Consider the following 19,005-nt stretch of genomic DNA (forward strand, 5'->3'; position numbering starts at 1 on the left):
ACGATGTCTGACCTGACGATGAAACTCACCCTCGATGTGCTGCGCGATGTTCTGCAGCAGGCGGGATACCGTGTTGAGACGCTGACCGATCCGGTCGCCAACGTCGCCTATGTGCGATCGGCCACCGGCGGGCTGGCCTTCGACATTCGTCCGGGCAATCGGCTTGCCGGCCCGGATCAGAGCTTTGTCGATGTCGCCTTCACCGCGGTGCTGCAAATCCAGGGCGAATTGCCGCTCGATGTGGTGAACCGCTGGAACGCCACGCGGCGGTTCGCCCGCCTGCAGCTCAGCCAGCCGTTCCTGGTGTTCTGCCTCGACGTCTCGGTGGCCGGCGGTGTGACGCAAGACTATCTGCGCGCGCAGATCGAGATCTGGGACCAGTTGGTGCAGCAACTGATCGCCTTTCTGCGCGATGAATTGAAGCAGTTGAGCGTCCGCGAAACCGCCGCCGCGGCTGCCGACCAGCAAGCCGCACTGCCGTCGGCGCCGGCGCACGACAAGGCGGCGCAAACGGCTACGCCGGCGCTGATCCAGTAGTTGGAACGCGGCGACGGTTGACAGCGGGAAGGACGAGCCAGAAGTGCCGAGAGTGATGCAGGAAGCGCGCCGGCGCCGGTCGGGCTGGTGGAGACGGCTGCTTTGGTCGCTGGGGGCCGGCTTTCTGACCGGGACGGCGGCAGAGCAGGCGGTTGTGGCGGCGCAGCCGAGCGACTATCGCGCTGCCGCGACGGCCCCTTTGGCCTGGCAGCAATTCTCGCAGCAGCTGCAGCTTCGCTTCGCGGATCTGCTCGCCGCCAACGGAAAACTGCCGCGGCATTTGCAGGATTATCTGGCCGCGCGCGGCACCGACGCGCCGCCGCTCAGCCTGACGCTGCGAAGCTGGATTTCGCCGGCCGGCAATATCGAGCGGGTTGAATTCGTCGATCTCGCCGACGACAAGGTCGCGGCCGATTTGCGCGGGCTGCTGAACGGCGGTCATGTCGGCGTGCCGCCGCCGGAGATGCCGCAGCCGGTCAATTTGCGACTCTCGCTACGGCCCCCCGAGCCGCCGCAAAAGGGGGACTAGATGGCTGTCGCGAACCGTATCGCCGCTCTGCCGCCGGCGATCGCCGGACGCCCGCGCGCGGTGTCCGTCGTCATCCTGGCCGCATCGTTTGCGCTCTCGGCGATCCCTGCGGCCGCGGAGCCGGCGCCATCGTCGTTTGTCACCCGTTTCGCCGCGGTCGAGGGCGAGCCGGCCAAAGATGATCTTCCGCCGGCGAGTTTGGCGGCTGCGCCGAAGCCATCCAACGTGGCCGCCGTGACGCCTGCGGTGTCCGGGGCCGCGCTGTATCGTCCGATCATTGAAAAAGAAGCGGCGCAAGCCGGGCTGGCGCCGGAAATCGCCGAGGCGGTGATGGGGGTGGAGAGCGGCTACAATCCCGCCGCGATCGGCGGCGTCGGCGAGATCGGCCTGATGCAGATCTTGCCGTCGACGGCACGGATGCTGGGCTTCGCCGGCACGCTGGCCGAACTCGCGGTGCCGGAAACCAACATCCATTACGGCGTCACCTATCTCGCGCAAGCCTGGCGGCGGGCCGGCGGCGATCTCTGCACTGCCGCGATGAAATACCGCGCCGGCCATGGCGAGACGAGGTTTTCCGTTCTGTCCGTCAATTACTGCCTGGCGGTGCGATCCAAGCTCGCAGCGCGCGGCTATCGCGTCACCGGCAGCGTTCCGGTGGCGACCTTCGGCGACCCCGGTTCGGGTCCCGGTCCGGGTCGCGGCTGCGGCCGCAAGTGCCTGGCGCTGTCGCGAACCGCAACCGTGAACATCGCCGCGCTCAATACCCAGCTCAGCGCCCTGGTTCTTCAGGTGCGGGCCAGGCGGTAGCAGGAAATCAGCATGCGCAATCCAGCCGTTGTCTTGATCGCCTTGACCGTATTGGTGTCCCCGGCCGTGGCCGAGGACGCGGTCCAGATGCTGCCCGAAATCGTCATCGGCGGCGCGGCGCCGGCGACGGCCGCGAGGTCGGAACGCTGCGTGGAAGTCGAGATCGGATCGAGCCGCGCCTTGAACTGTCTCAACCAGAAGCTGAAACGCGAGGTCGATCGCGTCAATCCCAATCCGATTCTGCCGCCGGTCGACGCCAAGTCGTCCGACCTCAAGGTCGGAACCGTCAACATCCCGGCGGTGCAGCAGCAATATGGCCGGAATTTCGGGGTGTCGGCGTTTCCCTATCGGCCGGCGGCGCCGGTGTTCACCGCGCCGCTGCATCGCTAGGCCGGCGGGCGGCTCCGCGCGCGCGGTCAACTTTCCGATTCGAGGCGTTTGCGTGGAAGGAATTTGCATCGCGCGCGACGTCCGCGACGGCTTCCTTCCAAATTGCAAAACCCGGTTTGTTAATGGTGTCACGCCGCGGGTTCCCTATGATATCAAGCCGACGATGGCGAGCCGACGCGCTCGCTCCAGTTGTTAGTTGTCGGCGCGCGGAGTTCGATCGCATCACCCACCGCCCGCCTTGCAAGACGGAGAGCATGGAAGATGTCACGCTGGTTCGAAGATAATGCGCAGTCGATCGGCCACACCCCGCTGATCCGTCTCAACCGCGTCACCGACGGCGCGTCGGCCACCGTGCTGGCCAAGATCGAAGGCCGCAACCCGGCCTATTCGGTGAAGTGCCGGATCGGCGCGGCGATGATCGAGGACGCCGAAAAGCGCGGCCTGCTCGGCCCCGGCAAGGAGATCGTCGAGCCGACCTCGGGCAACACCGGCATCGCGCTGGCGTTCGTCGCCGCCGCCAAGGGCATTCCGCTGACCCTGACCATGCCGGCGACGATGAGCCTGGAGCGGCGCAAGCTGTTGATCGCGTTCGGCGCCAAGCTGGTGCTGACCGAAGGCCCGAAGGGCATGGCCGGCGCGGTCGCCAAGGCGGAAGAAATCGTCGCCTCCGATCCGAACCGCTACGTGCTGCTGCAGCAGTTCAAGAACCCGGCCAACCCGGCGATCCACGAAACGACCACCGGCCCGGAAATCTGGAACGACACCGACGGCGCGGTCGACATCTTAGTCGCCGGCGTCGGCACCGGCGGCACCATCACCGGGGTGTCGCGCTACATCAAGACCACCCAGGGCAAGCCGATCCTGTCGGTCGCGGTGGAGCCTTCGGCGAGCCCGATCCTCAGCCAGAAAGTCGCCGGCGAGGCGCTGAAGCCCGGCCCGCACAAGATCCAGGGCATCGGCGCCGGCTTCGTGCCGGACGTGCTCGATCTGTCGCTGATCGATGCCATCGAGCAGGTCTCCAACGACGACGCGGTGGAGTATGCCCGCCGGCTGGCCAGCGAGGAGGGCATCCTGTCCGGCATCTCCAGCGGTGCGGCGGTCGCGGCCGCGGTGCGGCTCGCCAACAAGCCGGAGCACGCCGGCAAGACCATCGTGGTGATCCTGCCCGATTCCGGCGAGCGCTATTTGTCGTCGGTGTTGTTCGAAGGCCTGTTCGACGCCCAGGTTCTCGCTGCATGAACGCGCGGCCCGAACCGCGGATCGTCGCGGACAAAACCTGGGACCTCGACGGCATCGTCGCCGAGCTCGCGGGGCTTCGGGCGGTTTCACAGAAGCGGCGCTACCGGGGCCGGTCGCTCCCCGAACTGCCGTCGCGCGAGGCCATCGTCACCGTGGTCGATGGCCTCGTCGCCGCGTTGTATCCGCGGCATTTCGGCCCGGCGGGGTTGTCGCACGACGGCATCGACTGGTTCGTCGCCGACAGCCTCGACCAGGCGCTGCGCACGCTGCGCCAGCAGGTGCGCCGCGAGCTGCATCTCGGCGACCACGACGGCGCGCTCAGCCGCAGCGAGGTGGAATGCCGGGCGCTGCAGGTCGTCGCCGACTTCGCCCACGACCTGCCGCGAATCCGCGCGCTGCTCGACAGCGACATCCGCGCCGCGTTCGACGGCGATCCGGCGGCGAAGAGCCTCGACGAGGTGGTGTTCTGCTATCCCGGTATCGCCGCGATCATCCGCCACCGCATCGCGCATCGGTTGTATCTGCTCGGCGTGCCGATGCTGGCGCGGATCATCGGCGAACTGGCGCATGCGCAGACCGGCGTCGATATCCATCCGGGCGCCGAGATCGGCGAGAGCTTCTTCATCGATCACGGCACCGGCGTGGTGATCGGCGAGACCGCCAAGATCGGCCGCCGGGTGCGGCTGTATCAGGCAGTGACGCTGGGCGCCAAGCGCTTCGAGGTCGACGACAACGGCGCCATCGTCAAGGGCGGCGACCGTCACCCGATCGTCGAAGACGACGTGGTGATCTACGCCGGCGCCACCGTGCTCGGCCGCATCACCATCGGCCACGGCTCCTCGATCGGCGGCAGCGTCTGGCTGACCAAGAGCCTGCCGCCGGGCAGCGTGGTCACCCAGGCCAAGGCACGCAGCGAAAGCTTTGACGACGGCGCGGGGATTTGAGGCGGCGCACAACTACTAACACCGTCATCCCGGGGCACGAGCCGCGCCAGCGGCGAGTGAACCCGGGATCCAGTATCCCAGGGCGGTGAGTACTGGATTCCGGGTTCGCTCGGGCCTTCGCCCTCGCGCCCCGGAATGACAGCCTCGTTTTCTTGAACCGCTGCTACCCCACCCGCCCGCGCGGCGCGCCGCTTTGCAGCCGCTTCAGCGCCGCCACCAGCGCGTCGACGTCCTCGCAGGTGTTGTAGAACGCCAGCGACGGCCGCACCGTGGCCTCGAGCCCGAACCGCCGCAGGATCGGCTGCGCGCAATGATGCCCGGCGCGCACCGCGATGCCGTCCTGGTCGAGCGCCTTGCCGACGTCGACCGGGTCGTGGCCGTCGAGCACGAACGACAGCACGCTGGCCTTGTCCTTGGCGGTGCCGATCATCTTCAGCCCGGGCACGCCGAGCATCCGCTCGGTGGCGTAGCCGTGCAGCTCGTGCTCATAGCGCGAGATCACTTCCATGCCGATTCCTTGCAAATAATCGATCGCGGCACCCAAGCCGACCGCGTCGGCGATGTTGGCGGTGCCGGCCTCGAAGCGGTCGGGCGGGCCTTGATAGAGCGTCTTCTCGAAAGTGACGTCGGCGATCATGTTGCCGCCGCCCTGCCACGGCGGCATCTGCGCCAGCACGGACTCCTTGCCGTACACCGCGCCGATCCCGGTCGGCGCGAACAGCTTGTGGCCGGAGAACACGAAGAAATCGCAGCCGATCGCCTGCACGTCGACCGGCATATGCGACACCGACTGCGCGCCGTCGATCAAGACGCAAGCGCCGTGGCGATGCGCGATCGCGGTGATCTCGGTGACCGGGACGATGGTGCCGAGCGCGTTGGAGACTTGCGTCATCGACACCAGCTTGGTTCTCGGCCCGAGTAGCTTCTCATACTCTTCCAGGATGATCTGGCCGTGATCGTCGACCGGGGCGACGCGCAGCCGCGCGCCTTTCTCGGCGCAGAGCTGCTGCCACGGCACGATGTTGGCGTGGTGCTCGAGCCACGACACCACGATCTCGTCGCCTTCGCCGATGTTGCGGCGGCCCCAGGCCTGCGCCACCAGGTTGATGCCCTCGGTAGCGCCGCGCACGAAGATGATGTCGCGCGGCGAGGGCGCGCCGAGAAAGCGGCGGACTTTTTCGCGCGCCGCCTCAAAGGCGTCGGTGGAGCGCGCGGCGAGTTCATGCGCGGCGCGGTGGATGTTGGAATTCTCGTGCGTGTAGTACTGCGACAGCCGGTCGATCACCGCCTGCGGCTTCTGCGTGGTGGCGGCGTTGTCGAGCCAGACCAGCCGCTTGCCGTGCACCCGCGTCTGCAGGATCGGAAAGTCGCGCTTGATGGCGTGCGGATCGAACGGATGCGCGCCGCCGCCGAACGCCGGCGTCAGCACCGGGCGCAGGTTAGGTGCCATCACGGCGAAGTCTGCGCTCGGCTTGCCCACGTCAGGCCGCGGCGGCTGCGGCGTCGCGTCGGCATTGAGGAAGTAGTTCTGCGTCGGTACCGCGTCGAGCGGCGTCGGGTCGCCGCTGCCGGTCGGCGTTGCCGAAGGCGGCCGGGCCGACTGCGGCGTCGGTGGCTGCGGCGCGTGATGCGACGCGAACGGCGCCTCCGAGAGGAAGTAAGCGGCGGGCTCGTCGCCCGCTGCGCCGCGGCCCGGCGCGGCGTCGAGGGCGCGCCGGTCCGGCGGGGCGAAATACACCGCGTCGCCGAGGTTGAACTGCGGCGCGCCCTGCAGATCGATGGCCTGCAGATCGATCGCCTGCGGTCCGATTGCGCCGGGCGATGAGCCGGGCTGCGGCAGCTCGAGTCCCGGCGGCAGCGAGGATTGCGACGGCGGCTGCGGCGCGGTGACGCTCGGCGTCGGCACCACCGAGGGAATCGTGGTCGGCGGCAGGTCCGGCGGCCCCGCCGAGGGATTGCCCGGCACCCATGGTGCCGCGCTCGTCGTCACCGTCGGCGCCGGCGTGGTGATCGGGGTCTGCGGCGCCAACGGAATGCCCTGCGCGCCGAGCGGCGCGTTCGTCGAACTCGGCGGCGCCTGGTTCGGCGGCGCCTGGAACAACGCGTTGGCGAGCCGCGCGATCACGGCCGCGTCGGGCCAGGCGGCGCTGGTGGGATCTTGCGGCAACGCGGCGCCGCTGGCCGCGCGGGGCTCAGACATAGTTGAACGGATACTGGTGATACTTGCCGACCTCGACGTCATCGAGCACGGCGAGCGCGTCGTGGGTCAGGATCGCGGTCGAGCAATACAGCGAGATCAGATAGGAGGCGACCGCCTTGCGGTTGATGCCCATGAAGCGCACCGACAGGCTCGGCGCCACCTCGCCGGGGATGCCCGGCTGGAACAGCCCGACCACGCCCTGGCGCTTCTCGCCGGTGCGTAGCAAGAGAATCGAGGAGCGCCCGTTCTCGTCGATCGGCAGCTTGTCGGAGGGCACCAGCGGCAGTCCGCGCCAGGTCAGGAACGGCGAGCCGAACAGCGTCGCGGTGGGCGGCGGCACGCCGCGCCGCGTGCACTCGCGGCCGAACGCCGCGATCGCGCGCGGATGCGCCAGGAAGAACGCCGGCTCCTTCCACACCTTGGTGATCAGTTCGTCGAGATCATCCGGCGTCGGCGCGCCGCCCCGGGTCACGATCCGCTGCGACGGCGCGGCGTTGGAGATCAGGCCGTAGTCGCGGTTGTTGATGATTTCGCTCTCCTGCCGCTCCTTGACCTTCTCGATCAACAGCCGCAGCTGTTCCTGGATCTGGTCGTAAGGATGACTGTAGAGATCGGAGACGCGGGTCTGCACTTCCAGCACCGTGGTCACCGCATTGAGCGAGTATTCCCGCGGCGCGACTTCGTAGTCGACGAAAGTCTCCGGCAGGTCGGCGTCGCGATCGCGCACCGGGCTGCACTCGACGTCGGCATCGGACAGCGCGATCGCTTCCTTGACGCGGTTGAGCCGGTAGATACCGGCTTCGACCGGCGTCCATGGCAAGAACGAAACCAGCCAGCGCGGTGTAATGCCCGACCACTGCGCGCGGGTCTTGGTCGCGTTGGCAAGTTGACGCGCAGCGGATTCGCTTAAGGTGCGTCGGACGTCGGTATCTTCGGCCATGCCTATCTCCTGCGCGGCCGCGATCATGCGGCCGGACTGCTGTTGGCGTAGATGTTGTGTGATGATTGTAGTTGTGACGTTGAACGATGATTGCCTGCTGATTGCGTCGTATCGCCCGGAGTTCCAATGTTCAAGGCGAGAGTGCAGAACGGGCATTTCGAATTCAGCGCCGATTTGGAATGACGTACTAAGCGCGACGTGATCGTGCGAAAATCCGGCGTCGCACGATAAAAATCATCTACGGGCGCAAAGCTGCGCTCTGCGGCGAGGCGCGGAGCCACGCTTATCTGTGCGTCGAGGTGGGATGTCGCGCGGCGCTGGTCGGGCCGAGATCGCCCGCGCTAACCGATCAGTTCTCTTCGGCGCGCAGGCTGGTGGTCAGCGAGGTGTTGAACTTGCCGAGCAAGGTTGCGAATGCCTCGCGTTCGGCGGCGCTCCATCCCTTGAACAGGTTGTGCATGCGGCGCAGCCGCATCTCGCGCATCTTGAGGGCGTCGCGCGCCCCCGAGGCGGTCTCGCGGATCAGCATGCTGCGGCCGTCGGCCGGGTTGGCGTGGCGTTCGATCAGCCCGCGCTCCTCCATCACCGCGACCTGCCGGGTCACCGTGGAGCCGTCGAGCAGCAGCCGGTCGGCCAATGCCATCACGGTCTGCGGCCCGTGCGCCTGCACGATCAGCAGCAACAGATATTGCGCGCGGTCGAGCGGGTAGTCGCGGCGGCGCTGCGCCGCTTCCAGCCCGCGCGCCAGCCACGACATCTCCGCCTCGATCGCCGCGACGACGTCGGTGCGGCCGGCCGAGCTGGTTTTGGCGGGCGTGGAGCTCATGGCGATGGTCCCGGTGGACTCGGAGCGGGGAGGGCGGCGCGATTATAGGCCCGGATCCCAGCGCGGGTCACGGTTGCAGTTTTAGATGTATCATACATCTTGTTCTGCGGCGCTCGCCGATTTAGCTGTATGACACATCTAATTACCCGAGAGCATGCCATGTCCAGCGCCCCCGCCGGCGACGTCGGTTCGAGTTTCTTTCGCCAGCCCCGCGCCGTCTGGGCCACCGCCTTCGCGGCGGTGGTCGGCTTCATGGGCATCGGGCTGGTCGATCCGATCCTGACCTCGATCGCCGAGGGGCTGCAGGCGACGCCGAGCCAGGTGTCGCTGCTGTTCACCAGCTATTTCGCCGTGACCTCGGTGATGATGCTGGCGACCGGCTTCGTCTCCAGCCGGATCGGTGGGCGGCGGACGCTGCTGCTCGGCGCGGCGCTGATCGCCTGCTTCGCCGCACTCGCCGGCACCTCGCATTCGGTCACCGAACTGGTGCTGTATCGCGCGGGCTGGGGCCTCGGCAACGCGTTCTTCGTCGCCACCGCGCTGTCGGTGATCGTGGCGGCGGCGAGCGGCGGCACCGCTACCGCGATTCTGTTGTACGAGGCGGCGCTCGGGCTCGGCATTTCGGTCGGCCCGCTGCTTGGCGCCGCGCTCGGCAGTCTGTCGTGGCGCTATCCGTTCTTCGGCACCGCGGCCTTGATGACCATCGGCTTCGTCGCCATCGCGCTGTTTCTCGAGGCGCAGCCCAAGGCGGCGCGAAAAACCAGCCTGGTCGATCCGATCCGCGCGCTCGGCCATCGCGGGCTGCTGTCGGTGGCGGGCAGCGCGTTCTTCTACAACTACGCGTTCTTCACCGTGCTGGCCTTCGTGCCGTTCGTGCTGCAGGCCTCGGCGCACACCGTCGGCCTGATCTTCTTCGGCTGGGGCCTGGCGCTGGCGGTGTTCTCGGTGCTGGTGGCGCCGCGGCTGCAGATCCTGTTCAGCGCGCTGACGCTTGGCGTCGCCAATCTTGTGGCGCTGGCGGTGCTGCTGCTCGGCATGGCCTTCGGCTCGGTGCCGATCATCGTCGCCGCGGTGGTGCTGTCCGGTGCGGTGATGGGCATCAACAACACCGTGTTCACCGAAATGGCGCTGGAGATTTCGCCGTTTCCGCGCCCGGTGGCTTCCGCGGCCTATAATTTCGTGCGCTGGTTCGCCGGCGTGATCGCGCCCTATGCGGCGCCGAAGATCGCCGAGCATTTCGGCGCCTCGGCGTCGTTCGTGGTCGCCGCGGTGTCGGCGCTGGCCGCGGCCGCGGTGCTGCTGGCGATGCGCGGCAATCTTGGCCGCTTCACCGCGAAGCATCCCAAGCCCGACGTTGCGGCGGCAGCCGTTGTGCCGAGCGGCCCGATCCTGGTCGCCCTCGACGGCACCGCCAACGACCGCGCGATCCTGGCCCGCGCCGCCAAGGCCGCGGCGGCGGTCGGCGCGCCGGTGGAGGTGCTGCACATCTGTCCGCTGGAACTGGTCGAAGGCGAGGCCGCCGTGGCCGAGAGTTCCAGCGGCTCGGCCGGGATCGTGGACCTGGCGCTGGCGGAACTGCACGCCGCCGGCCTGCAGGCCGCCGGCGCAGTGCGGGAAGAGCTTGCCGCAAGTTTGCCACAAGCGATTCTCGACCATGCCGATGCTCTCGACGCCCGGCTGATCGTGCTCGGCGGCCGGCACCACGGCGACCCGACCGACCTCGTCCACGGCAGCGTCGCCGACATCGTCGGCCGCCGCGCCACTCGGCCGGTGATGCTGGTGCCGGAAGTGCGGGCGGACTGAATGCTGCCGTTGCGTCCGCAGCCGCGAGTCCGCCGCAAAATCGGTATTAGAACGCCGTTCCGGGGCAGTTTGGAGAGCTTCTAAGCTATTGATATTCTAATATAGATTGATTGACGCGAACGGTTCCCATTGGCAGGGTCTGGCCATCAGACGCGCCTGGGGCGCGATATCAGGGGACAGAAGAATGCGTCGTTTCGTTATGACTGCCGCGTTGGGAGCCGCCATGGCTCTCGTGGGTTCGGCCGCGATGGCCAAGGAATATCCGATCGGGAAGCCGCAAAACGTGGCCGATGCCGGTCTCGAGGTCGCCGCGGTTTATCTGCAGCCGATCGAGATGGAGCCGCCCGGCATGATGCGCGACGCCAAGGAGTCCGACATCCACATCGAAGCCGACATCAAGGCGCTGAAGGGCAACAAGAACGGCTACGCCCAGGGCGACTGGGTGGGTTATTTGCAGGTCACCTATGAATTGACCAAGGTCGGCGAGAAGGAAGGCCAGAAGGGCGACGCGATGGCGATGGTGGCCAGCGACGGCCCGCACTATGGCAACAACGTCAAGCTCCAGGGCCCGGGCAAATACACCTTGAAATTCAACGTCTCGCCGCCCGGCAGCGATCCGCATGGTAGCCATTTCGGCCGTCACGTCGATAAGGAAACCGGCGTCGCCCCGTGGTTCAAGCCGTTCACCGTGGAATACGAATTTACCTACGCGGGCACCGGCAAGAAGGGCGCCTACTGACGCAGATCAATGCGCTGCGCCGCAAAATCGCCGAGGCAGTTGCGACGCATTCGCTTTCTAAGGCGAATCCAGGTTGGTTAGGTTCTGAACGTATGAATCTTTTCTGCATGATCAGCCGGACGGCGCGCACGACGCGCCGTTCGGTGTTTTTGTTGGTGGCGGCCGTGGTGCTGCCGCTGATCGGCGTCTCGGCCGCGCGCGCCGACGACGAGCCATCGTTCCGCATCGAGTTTCGCGACGGCAAGGTGACGCCGTCCCGGCTCGAAGTGCCGGCCAATACCCGCTTCAAGCTGGAATTGCACAATCTCGGCCAGGAGCCGGCCGAGTTCGAGAGCAAGGAGCTGCGCAAGGAGAAGGTGTTGGCGCCGGGCGCCAGTTCGGTGCTGGTGATCCGCACGCTGGATCCCGGCGAATATGATTTCTTCGATGACTTTCATCTGGATGCGCCGCCGGCCGTCCTGGTCGCCAAGTAGCGAACGGAGAGGACTTTGGGCGGACAACTTGGCAACGTAGCCTTCGTGATCTGGCGGGAGAGCGTCGAAGCTCTGCTGGTGATCGGGATTCTCAATGCCTGGCTGTCCCGGCAGCAGGTCGATGCCGCGCGCGGCAAGGTCTATCTGTGGAGCGGCGTCGCCGCCGGGCTGTTGCTGTCGGTGCTGTTCGGCGTGGTGCTGGTGCTGTTCGGCGAGACGCTGCCCGACGAAGCGCAGCGCGCCTATCAGACCGGCGCGGTGCTGATCGCCGCCGCCTTGATCGTGCAGATGGTGTTCTGGATGCGCCGCCACGGCCGCACCCTGAAGCGCGACATCGAAACCTCGCTGCAAGGCGCCGCCGATCGCTCCAACTGGTGGGGCGTGTTCGTGTTGGCGCTGATCGCGGTGGCGCGAGAGGGCAGCGAGACCGTGGTGTTTCTCTACGGCACGCTGGCCGCGGCGCGCACCGGCGAGTTCATGGCGCCGTTGCTGGTGGCGATCGTCGGCTTCGTTCTGGCGATCGGGACCTACTATCTGCTGCAGGTCGGCAGCCGCATCATGTCCTGGAGAACCTTCTTCGGCATCACCGAGATCCTGCTGTTGTTCCTGGCGGCCTCGCTGCTGGTGACCGGGGTGGACAATCTGATCGATCTCGGCTTTCTGCCGACGCTGTCGCGCCGGCTGTGGGATTCTTCGGCGATCCTCCCGGACTCCGGCCCGATCGGCGGGCTGGTCGGTGCGCTGACCGGCTATCGTGCCAGGCCCGACCTGATGCAGGTGCTGGTCTATGCCGTCTATTGGGGATTGATCTATTGGGCGTTGTTCTGGCCCCGACCGCAGGCGAAAACCGCATGAGGGAACCCGGCGACACCCTGGCCCTGGGCCGCTCCGAAGGCCGCATCGACGCGGCGCTGCACGAGATCGGCGATTGGCTGATGCGCAACCAGCGCGGTATCCGCACCGCGCAATGGGGCGTTGTCGTCGTTTATCTGGGGTTGCTGATCGTCCCGACGCTGCTGCCACTGCCGTCCGGCGCCGCGCATATCTGGACCAACCTGACGCTGTTCGCGCAATTCGTGTTCTGGGGCCTGTGGTGGCCGTTCGTGCTGCTCAGCACCGTGCTGGTCGGCCGGATGTGGTGCGGCGTGCTGTGCCCGGAAGGCTCGATGACCGAAGCGGTGAGCCGGCATAGCCGGGGCCTCGCGATTCCGCGCTGGGTGCGCTGGAAGGGCTGGCCGTTCGTCGCCTTCGCGGCGACCACGATCTACGGCCAGATGATCAGCGTCTATCAATATCCGAAGCCGGCCTTGGTGATTCTCGGCTTCTCGACGGTGGCGGCGATCGCCACCGCGGCGCTGTGGGGCCGCAACAAGCGGGTGTGGTGCCGCTTCCTGTGTCCGGTCAGCGGCGTGTTCGCGGTGCTCTCGAAGCTCGCGCCGGTGCATTTCCGCGTCGACAGTCAGGCCTGGGACGATTGGAAGAAGCCGCACTCCCGCGGCGCCGCGCAACTGGTCAATTGCGCCCCGCTGGTGCCGATCCGCACCATGAAGGGCGGCAGCGCCTGCCACATGTGCGGCCGTTGCAGCGGCTATCGCGGCGCGGTGACGCTGGCGCGGCGCTCGCCGAGCCACGAGATCGTCCACGTCGCAGGCGCCGAGCCGCGGCCGGTGGAAACCATGCTGATTCTGTTCGGGCTGCTCGGCGTCGCCGCCGCGGCGTTCCACTGGACCAGCAGCGCCTCCTTCATCGCCATCAAGCAGACCATCGCCGAGTTCCTGGTGGAGCACGGCGTGATGTGGCCGCTGGAAATGACCGCGCCGTGGTTCATCCTGACCAACTATCCGGACCTCAACGATTCGATGTCGCTGCTCGATGGCGCGGTGCTGGTCGGCTACCTGGTCGGCATGGCGGCCTGCGCCGGCGGCCTGGTGGCGGCTTGCGCGGCGCTGGCGACGCGGCTGCTCGGCACCTGGTCGACCGCGCGCTTCCACCACTTGGTGCAGAGCTTCATCCCGCTGGCCGCCTGTGGGGTGTTCCTCGGCCTGTCGATGACCACCGTGTCGCTGCTGCGCAACGACGGCATCGTGTTCGGCTTCGTCGGGCCGCTGCGCGCGGCGCTGCTGATCGGCGCGGCCTCGTGGTCTCTCTGGCTGGGCTGGCAGATCTCGGCTCTGTACAGTCGCGCAATGATTCGCCGGGTCGCGGCGATGCTGCCGCTCGGCGTCGCGGTCGTGACCAGCGGCGCGGTGTGGGCCACGTTGTTCTGGCATTTCTGACGTTAAGCATATCCGGCTGGTTGAGTGCTGCGCCGCTCCGACTGAAAAGGAGCGGTGACGACGACTTTCGTCGCGCGACTTTGTGTGCACCGCGGTGCGAAATTACCACCTAGAAGTTGTCTAATGGCGTTACTAATCAGTGGGTTAGCCTTTACGCAGCCGGGGCCGTCTGGTACCCGTCGATCATTGATTGGGGGACAGAATGAGCTACACGCGACACAGAAATTTCACCGCGCCGCGCGCTTGCGCCACTGCGCTGTTGGCGACCGGCTTGCTGGCCGGCGGCCTCGTTACCGCCAGCGCCCAGGAGAAGAGCCTGGAAGAGCGCGATAAGCTCACCGGCACCTGGGGTGGCGCCCGTACTGCCCTAGAGGATAAGGGCATCGAAATCGGCGTGGTCTACATCGGCGAGGTGCTCGGGATCTCCGGTGGCGTCAAGCCGACCGGCGGCACTTATGCCACCTATGAAGGCCGTCTCGACGTCACCATCAACACCGACCTGGAGAAGCTGGTCGGTTGGGCTGGCGCCAAGACCCATGTCCGTGCCTTTCAGATTCACAGCGCGCAGGGCCAGAACGCCGCGAACTATGTCGGCTCGATCGCGGATCCCAGCAACATCGACGCCTACGGCACCACGCGGCTGTTCACCGCCTGGTTCCAGCAGGAGTTCGGTACTTGGGGCTCGATCCGCCTCGGCCAACTCGCCGGCGACGACGAATTTCTGGTCAGCACCACCGCGGGCGGCCTGATCAACGGCACCTTCGGGTGGGCCGCGATCATGGCAGCGAACCTGCCGAGCGGCGGCCCGGCCTATCCGTTGGCCACCCCCGGGGTGCGGCTGCAGGTCAATCCGACCGAGAATATCTCCTTGCTCGGCGCGGTGTTTGCCGGCAATCCCGCCGGGAATTGCACCAGCGACAACCCGCAGCGCGATTGCAACCGCTACGGCACCACGTTCAGCCTTGATGGCGGCGCGTTCTGGCTCGGCGAGGCGCAGTACAACTTCAACCAGGCCAAGGATGCCACCGGGCTTGCCGGCTCCTATAAGCTCGGCACCTGGTATCACACCGGCGATCGCTTCCTTGACCAGTACTACCAGACCGACCGCAGCACCGACTGGGGCATGTACGGCGTGGTCGATCAGATGCTGTGGCGCGGCAAGGAGGCCAGCACCAGCATCTTCGTTCGCGGCGGCTGGACCCCATCCGACCGCAATTTGGTGTCGTGGTACATCGATGGCGGTGTCGGCTTCAAAGGCTTCGTTCCCGGCCGCGAGGCCGACACTCTGACCGTCGGCGTGGCGCATTCCAAGATCAGCAGGGAGGCGGTCGCTTACAGCTTCGACAACTCATCCTTGCAGCGCTCCGGCGAAACCGTGCTCGAGGTCAGCTACATCGCCCAGATCAATCCCTGGTGGACGCTGCAGCCCGACTTCCAATACATCTCCAAGCCGTTCGGCGGCGTCACCCGCGACGATGGGTCGTTTGTCGACGACGCTTATGTGTTCGGCGTCAGGACCACGATCACGTTCTGATCCATCATTCAGACGTCAAGATGCAGCGGCGGAGGGCAACCTCCGCCGCTTGCGTTTAGGGAGGCGGCGGTCGCGCAGATCGCGCGGCAAAGCCGCGAGAGAGCCCGGAACGATCATTGCGACCGGCGATTATGCCAGTCGGAGGTGATCATGGGAAAAGCCTATTACGATATCGTCGGCCAGGAGAAACACTGGGCGGTGTTGCACGACGGCGAGCCGGAGGGCGACTACGCCAGCAAGGAGGCGGCCTTCGAAGCCGCCTGTGTCGCGGCCTCGAACGCCATCAAATTCGGCCATGACGTGCGGGTCACGGTACCGGGACGCGAAGAAGCCGGCGGTTCGGCGCTCGGCGTCGCGAGCAATTAGCGCGGCTATCGTCTAACTGCGCACTTCACGTCTAGGGCGTTTACCCGAAAGCGATGCTGTCATTCCGGGGCGCGAGTTCGCAAGAGCGAGCGAACCCGAATCTCGCCGCGGATGCTTGGCCGAGCGTTTTGCAAGATTCCGGGTTCACTCGCAGCTTCGCTACTCGTGCCCCGGAATGACAGGTTGGGAGCTGACGGCTTTAAGCCGATACGACAACCAGGCCGGACTATTAAGCGGCCAAAGACAAAGGGCGAGCCGATGGCTCGCCGTTATCAATTCAGAGCTTCAATGCCCTCAGGCGACGCGCGACAACTGCTCGTCCTGGGTCACCTCATGGGTGATCACCTCGAACCTGACGAGCTGCGCGAATCCGAAGCTGGTCGAAATCGCCACGTCGGCGGCGTCGCGGCCGCGCGCGATCACAATGCGGCCGATCCGCGGATGGTTGTGGCGCGCATCGAAGGTGTACCAGTTGCCCTCGAGATAGACCTCGAACCAGGCACTGAAGTCCATCGGCGCGGGATCGGCCGGCACGCCGATGTCGCCGAGATAGCCGGTGCAGTAGCGCGCCGGAATATTCATGCAGCGGCACAGCGTCACCGCCAGATGCGCGAAGTCGCGGCAGACGCCGACTCGTTCCGCGTGGCCTTCCGACGCCGTGCGATCGGAGCGGGCGTGATGATAGCCGAACGAGATGTGATCGTGCACATAGTCGACGATCGCCTGCACCCGTTCCCAACCGGAGGTGATGCCGCCGAACAGCGACCAGGCCAGGTTGGACAGCTTGTCGGTGTCGCAATAGCGGCTGCCGAGCAGATAGATCAGCGCGTCGTCCGGCAATTCGGCGACCGGCAACTGACGAGCACCCGGCGCGACCTCGTCCGGCAGGCCGGAATCCTCGATCAGGAAATCGTTGCTGATCTCGATCTTGCCGGGCGGCGCCACGATGCGGGTGCAGACGTTGCCGAACATGTCGAGGATGTCGCGACTTTCAACCTGCGATGAAAACCGGATGCGATGCTCGCCGATGACGTGCTGCATGCGCGACGGATGCACGCTGAGCATCAGATTCATCGGCGTGTCTTGGAAGCAATGGAACGCGATGTTGTAGCCTGCCCGTATCAGCACTGAAATCTCCGTTCTTGCCCGGCAAAAAGGTTGCCGAACAAGCGCGAAGCCCGCCCGATGGTTCCGAGTTTGGCGTTGAAATGGCTGCCGAAATTATCGGCAGCCAAGATGTTACGCGCGGAGCGTGAACAGCAGCAGCGACCGTCCGGTCACCTGATACATGGCCCCGCACGGAAATTCCGCGCCCGGCGCGCCATCGGGAATGTTGCTGTCGATCAGCAGCGACCATTTGGTGCCAAGCGGCGTATCCGGCAGCGTGAAATCCACCACGCCGTCGAACGAGTTCATCACCAGCAGCACGGTTTCCTCCTCGCCGTGCTTGCGGATGCCGGTCTTCTGCGCGCGGCCGTCGAGCAACATGCCGAAGCTCTTCATGTTGGTGTCGTGCCACTGCTCGTCCTGCATCGGCGTGCCGTTGGCGTTGATCCACACCACGTCGCAGACGTCGAGTTCCGGATCGTGCTGGCCGGTGAGGAAGCGGCTGCGGCGCAGCGTCGGATAGGTCTTGCGCAGCTCGATCAGTCGCTTCGTGAAACTCAACAGATCCTTGGCGTCGTCGTTGAGCTCCCAGTGCACCCAGGAAATCTCGCTGTCCTGGCAATAGGCGTTGTTGTTGCCCTGCTGGGTGCGGCCGAACTCGTCGCCGGCCAGCAGCATCGGGGTGCCCTGCGACAGCACCAGCGTCGCCAGCATGTTGCGCTTCTGCCGTTCGCGCAGCGCCAAAATCGTCTCGTCGTCGGTCGGGCCTTCGACGCCGCAATTCCATGAGCGATTCGACGAGGAACCGTCGCGATTGTCCTCGCCATTGGCTTCGTTGTGCTTGTCGTTGTAGCTCGCCCAATCGTGCAGCGTGAAGCCGTCATGCGCGGTGACGAAGTTGACGCTGGCCCAGGCGCGGCGGCCCTGATGATTGAACAGATCGCCGGAGCCGGACAGCCGCGGCACGATCGCTGCGACGTCGGCTTCGCCGCGCCAATAGTCGCGCGCGGTGTCGCGGAACTTGTCGTTCCATTCCGCCCAGCCGGGCGGGAAGCCGCCGACCTGATAGCCGCCGGGGCCGATGTCCCAGGGCTCGGCGATCAGCTTGACCGAGGTCAGCACCGGGTCCTGATCGACCGCCTTGAGGAAACCGCTCTGCTCGTCGAAGCCGTAGACTTCGCGCGCCAGAATGGTGCCGAGGTCGAAGCGGAAGCCGTCGATGTGCATCTCGTTCGACCAGTAGCGCAAGCTATCGGCGACCATCTGGATCACCCGCGGATTCGACAGGTTGACGGTGTTGCCGGTGCCGGTGTCGTTGATGTAGTAGCGCTTCTTGTCCGGCAGCAGCCGATAGTAGCTGGCGTTGTCGATACCCTTGAACGATAGCGTCGGGCCGAGCTCGCTGCCCTCGGCGGTGTGGTTGTAGACCACGTCGAGGATCACTTCGAGCCCGCCGCTATGCAGCCGCGCCACCATCTCCTTGAATTCGCGCAGGCTGTTCGGCACGTCGGAGGCGTAGCGCGGGTCGGGGGCGAAGAACCCGATGGTGTTGTAGCCCCAATAATTGGTCAGCCCCTTGTCCAGCAGATTATCGTCGTTGATGAAGGTGTGGATCGGCAGCAGTTCGACCGCGCTGACGCCGAGCGCGGCGATATGGTCGATGATCGGCTGGCTGCCGAAGCCCGCATAGGTGCCGCGCAGATGCTCGGGCACGCCGGGATGCAGCTTGCTGAAGCCCTTGACGTGGGCCTCGTAGATCACGGTCTGATCCCACGGCGTATTGCGGCGGCCGGGTTCGCCCTTCCAGTCGTAATTCGGATCGACCACGACGCATTTCGGCACGAACGGCGCGCTGTCGCGGGTGTCGAAGGTGCGGTCGTCGCCGCTTTCCATCGTATAGCCGAACACCGCCGGATCCCATTTCATCTCGCCGGCATGGGCGCGGGCATAGGGGTCGAGCAACAGCTTGTTGGGGTTGAAGCGATGGCCGTTTTCCGGCTCGTAGGGGCCGTGGACGCGGTAGCCGTAGAAACACCCGGGGCCAACGTCGGGCAGATAGCCGTGGAAGATCTCGTCGGTGTATTCCGGCAGCTCGTAGCGGCGTTCCTGATCGCCGTCGAACAGGCAGATCTCCACCTTGGTGGCATGCGCCGAAAACAGTGCAAAATTCGTTCCGTTGCCGTCCCAGCTGGCACCCAACGGGAAGGGAAGGCCTTCCCCAACAGTCTGTTCGCTCACGTCGTCCTCGATTCGTCGATGTCACGCCCGATGATGCTACATCGGCGTCGTGACGCT

Annotated in this window: 18 protein-coding genes; 13 read left to right on the forward strand and 5 right to left on the reverse strand. The window is 66.1% G+C overall.

Features of this window, described 5'->3' with window-relative positions:
- Positions 1-3 precede the first annotated feature (3 nt).
- From HNR60_RS15120 to epsC, 6 genes are all read left to right on the forward strand, one after another.
- The gene (locus HNR60_RS15120) at positions 4-537 is read left to right on the forward strand and encodes a YbjN domain-containing protein (RefSeq protein WP_184258895.1); all 534 of its coding nucleotides are present in this window, start codon (positions 4-6) and stop codon (positions 535-537) included.
- 55 nt (positions 538-592) lie between these two features.
- Positions 593-1,066: a hypothetical protein gene (locus HNR60_RS15125; RefSeq protein WP_184258897.1), complete on the forward strand. Its 474-nt coding sequence runs from the start codon at positions 593-595 to the stop codon at positions 1,064-1,066.
- Entirely contained in the window at positions 1,067-1,873 is an 807-nt protein-coding gene (locus HNR60_RS15130; protein ID WP_246432963.1) for a transglycosylase SLT domain-containing protein, read from the forward strand. It abuts the gene before it with no gap.
- A gap of 12 nt (positions 1,874-1,885) precedes the next feature.
- Positions 1,886-2,263 carry a hypothetical protein gene (locus tag HNR60_RS15135; RefSeq protein ID WP_184258900.1) on the forward strand — a complete coding sequence of 126 codons (378 nt, stop codon included), beginning with the start codon at positions 1,886-1,888 and terminating at the stop codon, positions 2,261-2,263.
- Between the two features lie 261 nt (positions 2,264-2,524).
- Positions 2,525-3,502: a cysteine synthase A gene (gene cysK / locus HNR60_RS15140; RefSeq protein ID WP_184258902.1), complete on the forward strand. Its 978-nt coding sequence runs from the start codon at positions 2,525-2,527 to the stop codon at positions 3,500-3,502.
- Complete coding sequence (gene epsC, locus HNR60_RS15145; RefSeq protein ID WP_184258904.1) at positions 3,499-4,446, forward strand: serine O-acetyltransferase EpsC; 948 nt, start codon at positions 3,499-3,501, stop codon at positions 4,444-4,446. Before cysK ends, epsC begins: the two co-directional genes overlap by 4 nt.
- Before the next feature lie 163 nt (positions 4,447-4,609).
- On the opposite strand, the gene HNR60_RS15150 is transcribed toward epsC, so the two are convergent.
- The 3 genes from HNR60_RS15150 to HNR60_RS15160 all read right to left on the reverse strand — a co-directional run bounded on the left by HNR60_RS15150 (position 4,610) and on the right by HNR60_RS15160 (position 8,412).
- Entirely contained in the window at positions 4,610-6,646 is a 2,037-nt protein-coding gene (locus HNR60_RS15150; protein WP_184258907.1) for a family 2A encapsulin nanocompartment cargo protein cysteine desulfurase, read from the reverse strand.
- Positions 6,639-7,586 carry a family 2A encapsulin nanocompartment shell protein gene (locus HNR60_RS15155; protein ID WP_184258909.1) on the reverse strand — a complete coding sequence of 316 codons (948 nt, stop codon included), beginning with the start codon at positions 7,584-7,586 and terminating at the stop codon, positions 6,639-6,641. The genes HNR60_RS15150 and HNR60_RS15155 overlap by 8 nt, the downstream gene beginning before the upstream one ends.
- Before the next feature lie 349 nt (positions 7,587-7,935).
- Positions 7,936-8,412, reverse strand: coding sequence for a MarR family winged helix-turn-helix transcriptional regulator (locus HNR60_RS15160; protein ID WP_184258911.1), 477 nt, complete (start codon positions 8,410-8,412; stop codon positions 7,936-7,938).
- A gap of 159 nt (positions 8,413-8,571) precedes the next feature.
- On the opposite strand from HNR60_RS15160, the gene HNR60_RS15165 reads away from it, so the two are divergent.
- From HNR60_RS15165 to HNR60_RS15195, 7 genes are all read left to right on the forward strand, one after another.
- A complete protein-coding gene (locus HNR60_RS15165) occupies positions 8,572-10,215 on the forward strand; it encodes an MFS transporter (protein WP_184258913.1) in 1,644 nt (547 codons plus the stop codon).
- 184 nt (positions 10,216-10,399) lie between these two features.
- Complete coding sequence (locus HNR60_RS15170; RefSeq protein WP_184258915.1) at positions 10,400-10,954, forward strand: iron transporter; 555 nt, start codon at positions 10,400-10,402, stop codon at positions 10,952-10,954.
- Between the two features lie 92 nt (positions 10,955-11,046).
- Entirely contained in the window at positions 11,047-11,427 is a 381-nt protein-coding gene (locus HNR60_RS15175; RefSeq protein ID WP_184258917.1) for a cupredoxin domain-containing protein, read from the forward strand.
- A gap of 15 nt (positions 11,428-11,442) precedes the next feature.
- Positions 11,443-12,282, forward strand: coding sequence for an FTR1 family iron permease (locus HNR60_RS15180; RefSeq protein WP_184258919.1), 840 nt, complete (start codon positions 11,443-11,445; stop codon positions 12,280-12,282).
- On the forward strand, positions 12,279-13,703 hold the full coding sequence (locus HNR60_RS15185; RefSeq protein ID WP_184258921.1) for a 4Fe-4S binding protein: 1,425 nt from the start codon (positions 12,279-12,281) through the stop codon (positions 13,701-13,703). Before HNR60_RS15180 ends, HNR60_RS15185 begins: the two co-directional genes overlap by 4 nt.
- Before the next feature lie 202 nt (positions 13,704-13,905).
- Entirely contained in the window at positions 13,906-15,237 is a 1,332-nt protein-coding gene (locus HNR60_RS15190; RefSeq protein ID WP_184258924.1) for a carbohydrate porin, read from the forward strand.
- 150 nt (positions 15,238-15,387) lie between these two features.
- A complete protein-coding gene (locus tag HNR60_RS15195; RefSeq protein ID WP_184258926.1) occupies positions 15,388-15,603 on the forward strand; it encodes a hypothetical protein in 216 nt (71 codons plus the stop codon).
- 294 nt (positions 15,604-15,897) lie between these two features.
- Here the strand turns inward: HNR60_RS15195 and HNR60_RS15200 are convergent, their stop codons facing one another.
- Positions 15,898-16,731 (reverse strand): transglutaminase domain-containing protein, encoded by an 834-nt coding sequence (locus HNR60_RS15200; protein WP_184258928.1) that lies wholly within the window; start codon positions 16,729-16,731, stop codon positions 15,898-15,900.
- Positions 16,732-16,842: 111 nt separating this feature from the next.
- Positions 16,843-18,948 carry a glycogen debranching protein GlgX gene (gene glgX / locus HNR60_RS15205; protein ID WP_184258930.1) on the reverse strand — a complete coding sequence of 702 codons (2,106 nt, stop codon included), beginning with the start codon at positions 18,946-18,948 and terminating at the stop codon, positions 16,843-16,845.
- Positions 18,949-19,005 lie beyond the last annotated feature (57 nt).

Origin of the sequence: Rhodopseudomonas rhenobacensis (genome assembly GCF_014203125.1) — a bacterium.
Classification (GTDB): domain Bacteria; phylum Pseudomonadota; class Alphaproteobacteria; order Rhizobiales; family Xanthobacteraceae; genus Rhodopseudomonas_A; species Rhodopseudomonas_A rhenobacensis.

Bases quoted from the DNA above. Each gene is read 5' to 3' on its own strand.
- HNR60_RS15120 (WP_184258895.1), top strand. From the start codon at position 4: ATGTCTGACCTGACGATGAAACTCACCCTCGATGTGCTGCGCGATGTT.
- HNR60_RS15125 (WP_184258897.1), top strand. From the start codon at position 593: ATGCAGGAAGCGCGCCGGCGCCGGTCGGGCTGGTGGAGACGGCTGCTT.
- HNR60_RS15130 (WP_246432963.1), top strand. From the start codon at position 1,067: ATGGCTGTCGCGAACCGTATCGCCGCTCTGCCGCCGGCGATCGCCGGA.
- HNR60_RS15135 (WP_184258900.1), top strand. From the start codon at position 1,886: ATGCGCAATCCAGCCGTTGTCTTGATCGCCTTGACCGTATTGGTGTCC.
- cysK (WP_184258902.1), top strand. From the start codon at position 2,525: ATGTCACGCTGGTTCGAAGATAATGCGCAGTCGATCGGCCACACCCCG.
- epsC (WP_184258904.1), top strand. From the start codon at position 3,499: ATGAACGCGCGGCCCGAACCGCGGATCGTCGCGGACAAAACCTGGGAC.
- HNR60_RS15150 (WP_184258907.1), bottom strand. From the start codon at position 6,646: ATGTCTGAGCCCCGCGCGGCCAGCGGCGCCGCGTTGCCGCAAGATCCC.
- HNR60_RS15155 (WP_184258909.1), bottom strand. From the start codon at position 7,586: ATGGCCGAAGATACCGACGTCCGACGCACCTTAAGCGAATCCGCTGCG.
- HNR60_RS15160 (WP_184258911.1), bottom strand. From the start codon at position 8,412: ATGAGCTCCACGCCCGCCAAAACCAGCTCGGCCGGCCGCACCGACGTC.
- HNR60_RS15165 (WP_184258913.1), top strand. From the start codon at position 8,572: ATGTCCAGCGCCCCCGCCGGCGACGTCGGTTCGAGTTTCTTTCGCCAG.
- HNR60_RS15170 (WP_184258915.1), top strand. From the start codon at position 10,400: ATGCGTCGTTTCGTTATGACTGCCGCGTTGGGAGCCGCCATGGCTCTC.
- HNR60_RS15175 (WP_184258917.1), top strand. From the start codon at position 11,047: ATGAATCTTTTCTGCATGATCAGCCGGACGGCGCGCACGACGCGCCGT.
- HNR60_RS15185 (WP_184258921.1), top strand. From the start codon at position 12,279: ATGAGGGAACCCGGCGACACCCTGGCCCTGGGCCGCTCCGAAGGCCGC.
- HNR60_RS15190 (WP_184258924.1), top strand. From the start codon at position 13,906: ATGAGCTACACGCGACACAGAAATTTCACCGCGCCGCGCGCTTGCGCC.
- HNR60_RS15195 (WP_184258926.1), top strand. From the start codon at position 15,388: ATGGGAAAAGCCTATTACGATATCGTCGGCCAGGAGAAACACTGGGCG.